The 13,032-nt window shown below is 61.3% G+C and carries 14 protein-coding genes; 9 read left to right on the plus strand and 5 right to left on the minus strand.

Annotated elements, in window-relative coordinates; genetic code table 11:
- Nucleotides 1-13: 13 nt before the first annotated feature.
- Both V8359_RS12660 and V8359_RS12665 read right to left on the minus strand, forming a co-directional pair.
- Entirely contained in the window at nt 14-874 is an 861-nt protein-coding gene (locus V8359_RS12660) for a fatty acid desaturase (RefSeq protein WP_336429376.1), read from the minus strand.
- Between the two features lie 283 nt (nt 875-1,157).
- Nucleotides 1,158-1,364, minus strand: coding sequence for a DUF2061 domain-containing protein (locus tag V8359_RS12665; protein ID WP_336429298.1), 207 nt, complete (start codon nt 1,362-1,364; stop codon nt 1,158-1,160).
- A 107-nt stretch (nt 1,365-1,471) separates the two neighbouring features.
- Here V8359_RS12665 and V8359_RS12670 point away from each other — a divergent pair, with 107 nt between their 5' ends.
- Nucleotides 1,472-2,347 (plus strand): helix-turn-helix domain-containing protein, encoded by an 876-nt coding sequence (locus V8359_RS12670; protein ID WP_336429299.1) that lies wholly within the window; start codon nt 1,472-1,474, stop codon nt 2,345-2,347.
- Nucleotides 2,348-2,437: 90 nt separating this feature from the next.
- Here the strand turns inward: V8359_RS12670 and V8359_RS12675 are convergent, their stop codons facing one another.
- Nucleotides 2,438-3,481, minus strand: coding sequence for an aldo/keto reductase (locus V8359_RS12675; RefSeq protein WP_336429300.1), 1,044 nt, complete (start codon nt 3,479-3,481; stop codon nt 2,438-2,440).
- A 167-nt stretch (nt 3,482-3,648) separates the two neighbouring features.
- Between V8359_RS12675 and V8359_RS12680 the strand changes: the two genes are divergently transcribed.
- The 3 genes from V8359_RS12680 to metG all read left to right on the plus strand — a co-directional run bounded on the left by V8359_RS12680 (nt 3,649) and on the right by metG (nt 7,358).
- Nucleotides 3,649-4,218, plus strand: coding sequence for a YceI family protein (locus V8359_RS12680; protein ID WP_336429302.1), 570 nt, complete (start codon nt 3,649-3,651; stop codon nt 4,216-4,218).
- Nucleotides 4,219-4,307: 89 nt separating this feature from the next.
- Entirely contained in the window at nt 4,308-5,543 is a 1,236-nt protein-coding gene (locus tag V8359_RS12685) for an MFS transporter (protein WP_336429303.1), read from the plus strand.
- Between the two features lie 102 nt (nt 5,544-5,645).
- Nucleotides 5,646-7,358: a methionine--tRNA ligase gene (gene metG, locus V8359_RS12690; protein WP_336429304.1), complete on the plus strand. Its 1,713-nt coding sequence runs from the start codon at nt 5,646-5,648 to the stop codon at nt 7,356-7,358.
- 30 nt (nt 7,359-7,388) lie between these two features.
- On the opposite strand, the gene V8359_RS12695 is transcribed toward metG, so the two are convergent.
- Nucleotides 7,389-7,796 (minus strand): DUF6314 family protein, encoded by a 408-nt coding sequence (locus V8359_RS12695; protein WP_336429306.1) that lies wholly within the window; start codon nt 7,794-7,796, stop codon nt 7,389-7,391.
- An 81-nt stretch (nt 7,797-7,877) separates the two neighbouring features.
- Between V8359_RS12695 and purB the strand changes: the two genes are divergently transcribed.
- From purB to V8359_RS12720, 5 genes are all read left to right on the plus strand, one after another.
- Nucleotides 7,878-9,182: an adenylosuccinate lyase gene (gene purB / locus V8359_RS12700; protein ID WP_336429307.1), complete on the plus strand. Its 1,305-nt coding sequence runs from the start codon at nt 7,878-7,880 to the stop codon at nt 9,180-9,182.
- A gap of 64 nt (nt 9,183-9,246) precedes the next feature.
- Complete coding sequence (locus V8359_RS12705; RefSeq protein ID WP_336429308.1) at nt 9,247-9,774, plus strand: hypothetical protein; 528 nt, start codon at nt 9,247-9,249, stop codon at nt 9,772-9,774.
- A gap of 57 nt (nt 9,775-9,831) precedes the next feature.
- On the plus strand, nt 9,832-9,996 hold the full coding sequence (locus tag V8359_RS12710; RefSeq protein ID WP_336429310.1) for a hypothetical protein: 165 nt from the start codon (nt 9,832-9,834) through the stop codon (nt 9,994-9,996).
- Between the two features lie 110 nt (nt 9,997-10,106).
- The gene (locus tag V8359_RS12715; protein ID WP_336429311.1) at nt 10,107-11,177 is read left to right on the plus strand and encodes a flagellar motor switch protein FliG; all 1,071 of its coding nucleotides are present in this window, start codon (nt 10,107-10,109) and stop codon (nt 11,175-11,177) included.
- Between the two features lie 188 nt (nt 11,178-11,365).
- Nucleotides 11,366-12,334, plus strand: a complete 969-nt coding sequence (locus tag V8359_RS12720; RefSeq protein ID WP_336429313.1) for a lysophospholipid acyltransferase family protein — start codon at nt 11,366-11,368, stop codon at nt 12,332-12,334.
- Here V8359_RS12720 and V8359_RS12725 read toward each other — a convergent pair.
- On the minus strand, nt 12,331-13,029 hold the full coding sequence (locus tag V8359_RS12725) for a DUF1223 domain-containing protein (RefSeq protein ID WP_336429315.1): 699 nt from the start codon (nt 13,027-13,029) through the stop codon (nt 12,331-12,333). The two genes, V8359_RS12720 and V8359_RS12725, sit on opposite strands and share 4 nt — an antisense overlap.
- Nucleotides 13,030-13,032: the final 3 nt, after the last annotated feature.

A 13,032-nucleotide genomic window follows, 5' to 3' on the forward strand; every position in this document is an offset into this window, starting at 1 on the left:
TCATGGCCTCAATTCAGCGATCTTTCCAGAGCGGATGCGGAACCGGATCTTTGGGGCGCAGAAAATACTGACCGAAAATTTCGGCATATGAGCGGTAGCGATAGCCGTCATTGCGCTGCAGATACCTGTCCGGGTCGGCCTCGTATACGCCGGGTAGACGATACCACGCGACACGCGGATGCATGTGGTGGACCACGTGCAGGTTGTTGTTGAGAAAGAGAAAAGCGAGCGGCCCCCGATCTTCGATCACCACGGTGCGACCGCTGGCACGCTCATGCGCCCGATGCTCAAGGAATGTGCGGATTTTCAGGATCGAGAGTCCGCCATAACAGGCGATGACATAGGCCCAAAGCGGCATCGGCGTCCACGCCACCCAGGCCAGCACGATCGCCGCTGCGGGCAAATGCCAGAGCCAGCCGCGCAGGACACGTGCATCACCGCCCCGGATCGCACGCCAATCGTCCCGCACAAAGCTCACGAGTCCCAGAAGCGGCCCGACAGTAAGGCGCCCCAGAAGCGTGTTGTTGAAATTCAGCACCGCCTGAAACCAGCGCGGAAGCCGCACCCAGACCGCAGGGTCGTGAAAGTTCGTTTCCGGATCGTCATAGGGATCGGTCAGCACGCTGTCCACGTGATGCGCAAGATGCTGATCCTTGAACCGCAGATAGGGGACAAACATAATGAGACAGGGAAACAGCAGCGCCGCGTTGACCCGCGCATTGCGTGTCGGATGACCGTGGACCGCCTCATGGGTCAGTGAGGAATGCAGCGCCAGCACCGGCATCAGGACAATCACGGCAAGCGGCAACCAGACTTGGGTGAGCAAGAGTGTCGCACATATCCAAGCGCAGTAGACGCCCAGAATGACAAGCATGGTCGGCCATTCCACCGCGCGCTCAATCTGTCGCGCGTCTTCGAGGATGTCCTCCAATGGTGTCGGCCCAGGATGTACCGCCGTCTGGACGGCCTGCTCGGAGACAGCATCATACGCGCCCTGACGCTGCGTTTCGTGAAAGTGAGTCATCGTTTGTCCATTTCTCCCTTCACAAAATCGTTACGTTACAGAACGCAATAAGGGCAGCCCGAAAACAGTTAACATTTCGCTCATATGCTGGTTTTTACCATCAATTGTTTAATAAATTACTCATCTCACTGCATCAGATCAAGCGGCGGCCCCAGTTGATCCGCGCCCAGAGACGCTCGTAAAAAATATAGGTGGCAAGACCGATCATGGCGTTTGTCCCCGCGACAGCCCCACCTTCAAGCACGGATCCCGTTACAAGCAGGCCAACGACCGTCATCGTCAACAAGCCCAGTAGCTGCCAGATGATCGCCTTAGTCAGAGTCCGGCTGCGGGTCTCCATTTTCGTCCTCCTTTGAATGATGTGAGTCCTCAGTTATGCTGATCGGGACCGCTGCGACAGACGAAAATTGGTTAACATTTCTCTACTTTGATGACATTAGTAAACGCATGACTGAAAAAATTGACAAACGCGCGCGCGCCCGACTTTTCCGCACCCGCCTCCGTGAGGCGCTGGCAGACCGTGGCGTTTCGCAAAGCGCACTGGCCCGGCGCATTGGCGTGGATCGCTCCACCGTGTCACAGCTTCTGGGTGGCGAAGGCGCGCGGCTTCCCAATGCGCAAGTGGTGGGCGAATGCGCGGCGGCGCTCGGCATTTCCGCCGATTGGCTGCTCGGCCTGACCGACCGGCCTGAAACCGCAGCCGATATCCTCGCCCATTCATTGACCCTGACGCGCGCCCGCCGGGCCGCCGCCGATGAACAGATATTCCGCTGGCACACCGAGGCGGAAGGCTACAAGATCCGCCATGTGCCCGCCGGCCTCCCCGACATGCTCAAGACACGCGACGTGCTCGAATGGGAATACACGCCGCATCTTGGCCGCAGCATAGATCAGGCGGTCGGCGCGTCCGAGGATCGGCTCGACTGGATGCGGCGCACCCAGTCGGATTACGAAATCGCGATGCCCCTTTACGAGGTGCATTCCTTCGTGCGCGGGGAAGGGTATTACACCGGCCTGCCGCGTGACATGCGCGATGCGCAGGTGCAGCAATTCATCACGGTCACCGAACAGCTTTATCCGCGCCTGAGGATCACGCTTTTTGATGCGCGGCGGCTCTATTCCTCGCCCGTGACGATCTTTGGCCCGCTGCTTGGGGCGATTTACATGGGTCAGTCCTATATCGTCTTCCGCGATACCGAGCGTGTCCGCGCGCTGACCGAACATTTCGACCATCTCGTGCGGGAGGCGCATGTGACCGCGCGTGGCTTTGCCGATCACATGCGCGCCATCTGGACCGGCGGAAGCAGCGACCGCAGCGGTTAATGCTATCCGGCCCATCCGCGCGCGCACCGACGTGATACCGACGTGAATACCGACGTGGATGCCGACGTTCCGTGCGCCGCGTTAACCTTCTCAGTAGGGCATCGGATGCGCCTTGTGCGCCCGGTCCAACGCGCCCATCACATCATCGCTCAGAACAAGGTCTTTTCCGGCGATCACATGCTCAAGTTGCGCAAGCGTGGTCGCCCCGAAAATCGACGACGCCACGAAGGGCCGCTGCACCGTCCAGGCCAGCGCCATATGCACAGGATCAAGCCCATATTCGCGCGCCACCTCAAGATACGCGTCGACCGCCTCGAAGGCCCGCGCGCCCTTGCGCCCACCAAGGGTGTCGACAAAAGTCATGCGCGATCCATCAGGCACCTCGCCGCCCTGATACTTACCCGTCAAAAGCCCGGCGGCCAAAGGCGAGAAAGGCAAAAGCCCAACATCCTCGTTGACACTTAATTCAGCCATATCAGTATCATATAGGCGGCACATCAGGGAATATTCGTTCTGCACCGTGGCCACGCGCGGCCCATGTCCGGCCTCGGCAAGGCGCAGCCATTCCGCCGTGCCCCATGCGCTTTCGTTTGACAGGCCAAAGGCCCGGATCGTGCCCCGCTCCACCTCGCGCGAGAGCGCGCCCAGCGCGTCTTCCATATGCTGCCGCGTCGCCTCGCGGTCCTGTTCCCACGGCGCATAGCGCCAGTTTTGCCGGAACATGTAGCTGCCGCGATTGGGCCAGTGAAACTGGTAAAGGTCGATATGATCGGTCTTGAGCCGTTTCAGCGATCCCTCGATGGCCCCCGGGATCGTCTCGCCCGAGATGGGAGCCCCGTCACGGGCCCCCTTGAAGCCTGCGCCAGAATGCTTGGTGGCCACCACGACCTCATCCCGGCGGCCGCTTTTCGCAATCCAGTCACCGATAATTTCCTCTGATTTTCCAGTGGTTTCCGGTCGAACCGGATTGACCGGATACATCTCGGCGGTGTCGAGAAAATCAATGCCCGCCTCAAGCGCGCGGTCGATCTGCGCATGGCTGTCCTCTGCGCTTGTCTGCGTGCCGAAGGTCATTGTGCCAAGGCACAGCGCGCTCACCTCGATGCCGGTGCGGCCAAGGGTATTCCGGTTCATGAACTGTCCTGCTTTCGTGTTGTATCCGTCTCAGGGCCGAGCCTAACGTGATCGTGCCGGGATGGAAGGCCTCGCCACATGAAAAGCCAAGAAGTTTTTCCGGCAAATAACAGCGGCGTGACACGATTTGTCCCGCCCCGGCGCGAAACTACGGTATAGCTGCGCACATGACGATATGTCTTCGCCTTCTGGCACCGCTCCTTCTTGGATTTCTGGCCCTTCCTGCCATCGCTGACCCCGAGGTTTATCGCCTTGAGGCCGCGCGCAGCTCGGTTAATTTCACCTATGATTTTCAGGGCACGGCCACCACCGGAACCATGCCCGTCCTCGCGGCACGCATGCGGCTCGATCTTGATCGGATCAGCGCATCAGAGGTGGACGTAACGCTTGATGCGCGCGGCGCACGGGCCGGGTTCTTCTTTGCGACTCAGACGATGAAAGGCCCGAAAGTCCTTGATACAAAACAGTTTCCGACGATCCACTTTCACGCCACACGGATCGTTGGCACCCTTGCCTCGGCCTCGGTGATAGGCGAGCTCACGGTGCGCGACGTGACCCGGCCCGTGACCATGCAGGCCGGTCTCTACCGTCAGCGCGGCACCGAGGCGGGCTCGCGCGACCGGCTGACCGTGCTACTGACCGGGCGCATCAGCCGCTCGGCCTTCGGCGCCGGCGGCTTTCCGGGATATGTCGGCGACACCATTGCCCTCAGGATCCTCGCACGCATCGTCAGGTAGAGCACCCGCAGAACGCTCACCAGATACGACACCGTCACGTCGAATTCTGGCATACAACCGTAAAACCGGCGTGGCATGGTGGCCCCACCATGCGTATGATCATCTCCTTTGCCGCCCTCTTCCTCTCCATCATTTTGATGCAGCTTTCCTCCGGTGGCGTGGGTCCGCTCGACGCGCTGTCGGGCCTTGCCCTCGACTTCACCACAGAAGAGATCGGCCTTCTGGGGTCGGCGCATTTTCTCGGCTTTTTCCTGGGATGCTGGTGGGCGCCACGGCTCATGGGGTCCGTCGGGCATTCCCGGGCCTTCGCGGCCTTCACAGCAGCGGGCTCGATCGGGCTCTTGTCGCATATGCTCATCATCGATCCGACGGCCTGGCTTGTCATGCGGGTGGCCACCGGCCTGTGTGTCGCGGGCTGCTACACGATCATCGAAGCCTGGCTTCAAGCCAAGCTCACGAACGAATCACGCGGTCGCGCCATGGGTATTTACCGCGTTGTCGACATGGGGTCGTCGCTGGTCGCGCAAATGCTTATCTCGGTGCTCGAACCTGCCTCCTACATCTCCTACAATCTGCTTGCGATCCTGTGTTGCGCGTCGCTTCTGCCGCTGACCCTCACCCGTAGGCAACAGCCCGAAACCCCGACCGCGCCGCGCCTGCGCCCGATGCTGGCGATCGCATGCTCGCCGCTGGCGGCGGCTGGGGTCGTGGTCGCCGCCCTCTCAAGCGCGACCTTCCGCATGGTCGGGCCGCTTTATGGCCAACAGGTCGGCCTTGCCGTGGATCAGATCGCGTGGTTCCTCGCCAGTTTCGTGCTGGGTGGCGCGGTGGCGCAATATCCCGCCGGATGGCTTTCGGACAAGTATGACCGCCGGGTCGTTCTCATCGGGTTTTCCATCGCGGCGATCATAAGCTGCTTTGTCACCGCGATGGCGCATAATCTCACCCCGTCGGGGGTGATGCTTTCGGCTTTCGTCTTCGGCCTGACCGCGTTTCCGATATTCTCGGTATCGGCGGCTCATGCCAATGATTTTGCCAACACCTCGCAGCGGGTCGAACTTTCGGCGGCGCTCATGTTTTTCTATGCGCTTGGTGCCATAGCGGCCCCGACCCTCGCCGCCGCGCTGATCGAAGCGTATGGCCCACAGGCCATGTTCGTCATGATCGCCGTGGGGCACCTTGCCCTTGTCATATTCGGGCTGGGCCGGATGCGCGCACGCCCCACCCGAAGCGACCGTACGCGCTATGTCTGGTCACCGCGCACCTCGTTCATTATCGGGCGCCTGACCGGGGCCTCGCGCGATAAAAACGACAAACAGGACTAGAGTCCGACGCCACAGACGGCACCAATCTCGCGGAACCACTGGAAGCATCCGCAACCTTGCGCTACAGCAGGCCCGCGAACTACGCGCAAGACAGGGACTTACATGGCACGGCATCTCATCACCTCAGCGATCCCCTACATCAACGGGATCAAGCACTTGGGCAACCTCGTCGGCAGCCAGTTGCCCGCGGACCTTTTCGCCCGCTACCTGCGCGCTCGTGGCCACGAAGTGCTGTTTCTGTGCGCCACTGACGAACATGGCACGCCCGCCGAACTGGCCGCCACCAAGGCGGGCAAACCGGTGGATCAGTATTGCGCCGAGATGCACGGGGTGCAGGCCGAAATCGCCAAAGGCTTCCGCCTCAGCTTTGATCACTTCGGCCGATCCTCCAGCCCACAGAACCACAAGCTTACTCAGCATTTCGCGGGCCGTCTGGCCGATGAGGGCCTGATCGAAGAAGTCGTTGAAAAACAAGTCTATTCCAACGCTGACAAACGCTTCTTACCCGATCGGTATATCGAGGGCACCTGCCCCAACTGCGGCTACGACAAGGCGCGCGGCGACCAGTGCGAAAACTGCACCAAGCAGCTTGACCCGACAGACCTGATCGATCCGCGCTCGGCCGTGTCCGGCTCCACCGATCTCGAAGTGCGCGAGACGCGGCACCTGTATCTGCGCCAATCCCTGATGCGCGATGAACTCAACGCATGGATCGACAGCAAGGCAAACTGGCCCGTGCTCACCACCTCGATCGCGCGCAAATGGCTCAACGATGGCGACGGGCTTAGGGATCGTGGCATCACCCGTGACCTCGATTGGGGCGTGCCGGTGAAAAAGGGAGAAGAGGACTGGCCCGGCATGGAGGGCAAGGTCTTCTATGTCTGGTTCGACGCGCCGATCGAATATATCGCGAGCGCGCAGGAATGGGTCGAAGCTGGCAAGGGTGACGATTGGGAACGCTGGTGGCGCACCGACAAGGGCGCGGATGACGTGACCTATACGCAGTTCATGGGCAAGGATAACGTGCCCTTCCACACGCTCAGCTTTCCGGCCACCATCCTTGGTTCAGGCGAGCCATGGAAACTTGTCGATTACATCAAGTCGTTCAATTACCTCAATTATGACGGTGGCCAGTTCTCGACCTCGCAGGGCCGCGGCGTGTTCATGGATCAGGCGCTTGATATCCTGCCGTCCGATTACTGGCGCTGGTGGCTTCTGAGCCATGCGCCCGAAAGCTCGGACGCCGAATTCACATGGGAGAACTTTCAGGCGTCGGTGAACAAGGATCTGGCCGACGTTCTGGGCAATTTCGTGAGCCGCGTGACCAAGTTCTGCCGTTCGAAATTCGGCGAAGAAGTGCCCTCGGGCGGCACGCAGGGTGGGGCCGAGGCCGCACTCATCGAAACGCTGACAACCCGCGTGCGTGCCTACGAGGCGCACATGGAGGCGATGGAGGTGCGCAAATCCGCGACCGAGCTGCGCGCCATCTGGGTCGCTGGCAACGAATACCTGCAATCCGCCGCACCTTGGGCCACCTACAAGGAAGACCCCGAGCAGGCCGCGATGCAGGTGCGCCTCGCGCTCAACCTCGTCCGTCTTTATGCCGTGCTCAGCGCGCCGTTCGTCCCCGACGCGGCCGGCGCGATGCTGGCGGCGATGAAGGCGCAGGATGCTGGCTGGCCCGACGATGTGCGCGCGGCGCTTGAAACACTCGGCCCGGGTCACGATTTCACGGTGCCGGATGTCTTGTTCGCCAAGATCACCAACGACGCTCGCGAAGAGTGGCAGGAGCGGTTTTCCGGCACGCGCGACTGAGACGGGCGTGCCCCCCGGACGCGAAGCCGGTCATATCCGGCGATAAAGGCTCGTCATCCGGTAATCCTTACGCGGCCCCCGCACCTGCCATGTGGTGTGGAACACGGGCCAGTCGCTAAAATCATAGGCGACGCGGTACATGTCCGGTTCGCACCAGTGTTCGGCCTGCTCGCCGCTCGTCGGGACATCGTGAAAAAAACGGCCATCCTCGAATCGCACGCTAAGGTCGGCACCCCAAAAATAGCGCCGGGTGGCCCGCATCGGGGGCTGGCCCGGCAACCGCATCTCGCCCGTTTCCTCGTAAAGCGCGCCGTCATCCGCCACAGTCCAGACCGCATGACCGTCGAACCGGGCGCCGCTCCCGTCCGCGTGCGCGATCTCTCGCGACACCTGCCATGATCCGATGAAATCCTTTAGAACCGGCTCAAAACACCGCAATGTCCCGCTCCTGCCTTGTTCCCATCTGCGCAGGGGTCTAAACCCGCGCTAATTTCATACCTATCCAAGGACTCCGCTAGCATGATTCCCCGCTATTCGCGCCCCGAAATGGTTGCCGTCTGGTCGCCCGAGACGAAATTCCGCATCTGGTACGAGATCGAGGCCCATGCCTGCGACGCCATGGCCGACTTGGGTGTCATCCCCCGCGAAAACGCCGACGCCGTCTGGAAAGCCAAGGATGTGGAGTTCGACGTGGCCCGCATCGACGAGATCGAGGCCGTGACCAAACATGACGTGATCGCCTTTCTCACGCATCTCGCCGAACATGTGGGCAGCGACGAGGCGCGCTTCGTTCACCAAGGCATGACAAGCTCGGACGTGCTCGACACCTGCTTTAACGTGCAACTTGTGCGCGCGTCGGACATTCTCATCGAAGATATGAAAGGGCTGCTCGAGGCGCTCAAGCGGCGGGCGCATGAGCACAAGGACACGGTCCGCATCGGGCGCAGCCACGGCATTCACGCCGAACCGACCACGATGGGCCTGACTTTCGCACGCTTCTACGCCGAGATGGACCGCAACCTGAACCGCCTTGAAAAGGCGCGCGACGAGATTGCCACCGGCGCCATCTCGGGGGCGGTCGGCACCTTCGCCAATATCGATCCCCGCGTCGAAGAACATGTCTGTGAGAAACTCGGGCTCGAACCCGAACCGATCAGCACTCAGGTCATTCCCCGGGACCGTCACGCGGCGTTCTTTGCCGCGCTTGGCGTGGTCGCCAGCTCGATCGAAAACGTCGCCATCGAGGTCCGCCACATGCAACGCACCGAGGTGCTGGAGGGCGAGGAGTTCTTCTCAAAGGGTCAGAAAGGCTCGTCGGCCATGCCGCACAAGCGCAATCCCGTGCTGACCGAAAACCTCACCGGTCTGGCACGTCTTGTTCGGATGGCGGTCGTGCCCGCCATGGAAAACGTGGCGCTCTGGCACGAGCGCGACATCTCGCATTCCTCGGTCGAGCGCAACATCGGCCCCGACGCCACGATCACCCTTGATTTCGCGCTGGCCCGCCTCACCCAGGTGATCGACAAGCTGGTGATCTATCCCGACAACATGCTGGCCAATATGCATAAATTCCGCGGGCTGGTGATGTCACAACGGGTGCTACTTGCCCTGACCCAAGCCGGAGTGAGCCGCGAGGACGCCTATAAACTGGTGCAACGCAACGCGATGAAAGTCTGGGAAGAAGGCAAGGATTTCAAGACCGAGCTTTTGGGCGACGACGATGTGCTCGCCGCCCTCACCCCCGAGCAGATCGAAGAAAAATTCGATCTGGGCTATCACACCAAGCATGTCGATACGATCTTCTCGCGGGTGTTCGGCGAATAATCCTCGCCCCGGTTCCGAACCGCGCTAAACTCTCTGCAAAGCATGTCTTTGCAGGGAGTTTTTCATGTTCCGAGCCATACTTGCCACCGCCCTTCTGGTCCCGACCATCGCGCTCGCCGCCGGAGGCGGAAGCGCCCCGGAACCGACCGAAACGACGAAGACATGCACAGACGGCAAAATCTGGGACAAGAAAACGAAATCCTGCGTCACCGCCGCGACCGAGACACTTGACGATGACACGCTATACGCGGCGGTGCGCGAACTGGCCCATGACGGTCAAATCATCCACGCTCAGAATGTTCTGCGCGAAATGTCCGACCAAACCGAGGACCGTGTGCTGACCTACTGGGGTTTCACCCACCGCAAAGCGGGTGATATGGTCCTTGGCATGGCCTACTACTCAAAGGCGCTTGAGAAGACCCCCACCAACATCCTCGCGCGCTCCTATATGGGACAGGCACTTGTTGAACAGGGTGATCTGGTCGGCGCACGCGAACAGCTATTGATCATACGCGATCAGGGTGGTGCAGGCACATGGGCCGAGGCATCGCTGCGCGAGGCGATCACGACCGGCGCGACCTACGCCTACTGAGATTAGGAATTTGGCCCGTTTCATGCTACACTGGAGCGCACAACGCGGGAGATTTCCATGACCAAGCCACTGATTATCGCCGCCATCGCAGCCTGTTTCGGCTCGGCGGCGCTTGCCGGGCCGGGCTGTAGCGGCGCCCATGATAAACACGTCATGAGCTGTGCCAACGGCACAGTATGGGACGCTGAGTCCAGCACCTGCACACCTGTTCCCACGGGCTGATCCGCCGGGCCGCAGGGTTACCGAGGATGGCCGCCGGAAAATCCGGCCGGCCTTAGAAAATCTTTACCTCTCATGGCTTACTTTCCCCGAGAACTCACCCGGGGAATGGCATGAGCAGAACCAGCATCGCGCGTATAGAACCCACTCATGCGGTGGGGGCACCCGTTCATGGTGCGCATCTCACCCGGCGGCAGAAGGCGGCGATCATCGTGCGCTTTCTGCTGAACGAAGGGGCGGATATCTCTCTGACCGATCTGCCGGAACCCCTTCAGGAAAGCCTGACAACGCAAATGGGCGCCATGCGCTATGTGGATCGTGACACGCTCGTCGCCGTCGTTGGCGAATTCTCGTCCGAGCTTGAGGCGCTGGGCCTGACATTTCCCCACGGCATGGCGGGCGCCCTGTCGGCACTCGACGGGCGGATCAGCCCGCAAACCGCCGCCCGCCTCCGCAAGGAGGCCGGGGTTCGCCAGATCGGCGATCCATGGGAACAAGTGCGAACCGCACAGCTTGATGATCTCATTCCCATGCTCACCCGCGAAAGCACCGAGGTGGCGGCGGTGCTGCTCTCCAAGCTTGACGTCACGCGCGCCGCCGAACTTCTGAGCCAGCTGCCCGGCGGCACCGCGCGCCGCATCACCTATGCCGTCTCCCAGACCGAGGCGGTAAGCCCTGCCGCGGTTGACCGGATAGGCCTCGCGCTGGCGTCTCAACTGGCTGACAAACCACCTGTCGCCTTTGACAAAGGCTCGGTCGAACGTGTGGGCGCGATCCTCAACTCCTCACCATCCGCCACCCGTGACGAGGTTCTGACCGGCCTCGACCAAGAGGATCAGGATTTTGCGACCCGCGTTCGCAAGGCCATCTTCACCTTCGTGCATGTCCCCGACCGGGTGGCCCCGACCGACATGCCCCGCATCGCGCGCGAGGTTGATCAAACACGGCTTGTCACCGCCCTCGCCGCCGCCGGGCCTGCCGGGCTTGAACAGGTTACGGACTTCATCCTCGACAACATGTCCAAACGCCTCGCCGGAAGCTTGCGAGAAGAGATGCAGGAATTGGGAAAGGTCCGCCCCAAAACCGGAGAGGAAGCGATGACCGAATTCGTAAACGCCATCCGGCGGCTCGAGGCCACGGGCGAGATCACCCTGATCTCCCCGGACGAGCCGGACGAGGATTAAAACATGTCGCAGTAGTGCGGATGAACACGGCACGCTCTGGCGCATGCAAGCCGCACCAGACAGGCCCTGGGCCCCGACCCCAATGCATTGCGGCAGACCGCGCATCAAGGGCGACGCACCGCGCCGCCTTGTCCCTGCTCCACACGCGCTCTATGACATGCCGAAGCCACATTGCGACGCGAGCCCCGATGACCACTCCAAAAGATCCCCTTCCCATGCGCGCCGGCGAATATGTCGTGAACCTGTTCCTGCGCGGCCTGCTGGGCCTCGTGCGACTGCTGCCTTACCGGATGCGCGTGCCCGCCATGGGCTGGCTCACCTCGCGTCTCGTCGCACCCCTTGCCGGGTATTCGCGGCGGGTGCGTGAAAACCTCGCTCATGCCTGTCCCGACCTGCCCGAAGCAGAGATCCGCCGCCTGACCCGGGATGTGCCGGACAATGCGGGGCGCAACATCGCCGAGCTTTATTCACCAGAGTCTTTTGCCCAGCGCGCCCGCACATCCAAGGTGCGCGGCCCGGGTCTCCCCGCCATCCGCGAGGCCCGCGCCGAAAAGCGCCCCGTCATCTTCGTGACGGGGCATTTCGGCAATTTCAATGCCGCGCGCATCGCCATGATCGAGCAAGGCTTTGACATGGGCGTCTTTTACCGTCCGATGAAAAACCGCTATTTCAACCGGCACTATATCGGCGCAATGGCCGCGCTCAGCGAACCGATGTTCGAACAGGGCAAGCGTGGCATGGTGCAGATGGTCAAACACGTGCGCGGCGGTGGCGTTCTGGCCATCCTCGCCGACCTTAACGCACATGACGGATATCCGCTTGAGTTCTTTGGCAAACCCGCCCTGACATCTCTTGTCACGGCCGAACTCGCGCTCAAGTTCAATGCGCCTTTGGTGCCAGTGTGGGGGTTGCGTGCCGAAAACGGAATCGATTTCGACATCATCGTCGAAGAGCCGATCCAACATTCCGATCCCAAGACGATGCTACAGGAATTCAACTCACGCCTTGAGGCGCAGGTGCGCGATCACATGGGTCAATGGCTCTGGATACACCGCCGTTGGAAGGATGGCACAGGGCCCTTGGCCGATTATCGCGTCGGACGCAGCAATGCGCGCTCCACCGGCGGCCAAGACGCTCAGCCCCCTGAGAAACTTTAGCGCAGAACCGCCGCCGCCTCGATCGGCCCTATGCCCTTTTGTTGCAAAAACACGGCGACCGGATCGTCGCCTGACAATGCAACACTGAGATCAAGGCGCGTGCCCGGTAGCCAATCTCCTACATCGCGCAGCTCGGTCACGACATTCGCATAGCTTAGCCGGCGTCCCGCGTTCTCGCCGCGCGTAATATCCACGGTGCGCAACGGATCGAACCGTGCCACCTGAACATCCAGCGGACCGGTCAATCCTTCACGGGCCAACGCTTCGATCCGTAATGTGTCACCCACACGCGATATGCTCAGTTCGGCGCGATCTTCGCGCGCGGCATGTTTGGCAATAAGGGCATTCACATCCCTTGGCTTGTTCCCGACAATGCCGCTGCGCCCCGCCACAACCATCTGAGGCGTATAGACCATGCGCTGCCCCCAGTTCTTGGCATATTTCCTTTGACGCTTGGCATGATCGGGATCGGCGAAAATGTCTTTCCAGCCGATATAATCCCAGTAATCCACATGCAGCGCGAGTGCGATGACATCCTCGCGCGCCGCCAGTTCATGCATCAACGCATCTGCGGGCGGACAGGAGGAACACCCCTGAGAGGTATAAAGCTCGACCACCACCGGGTCATCCCCGGCAAGCGCGGCCTGCGCCAAAAGAACCAGAGCGACAACAGGCGCCCACAGCTTTCGCAACATGTC

Source organism: Roseovarius sp. E0-M6, assembly GCF_037083845.1.
Lineage (GTDB): Bacteria > Pseudomonadota > Alphaproteobacteria > Rhodobacterales > Rhodobacteraceae > Roseovarius.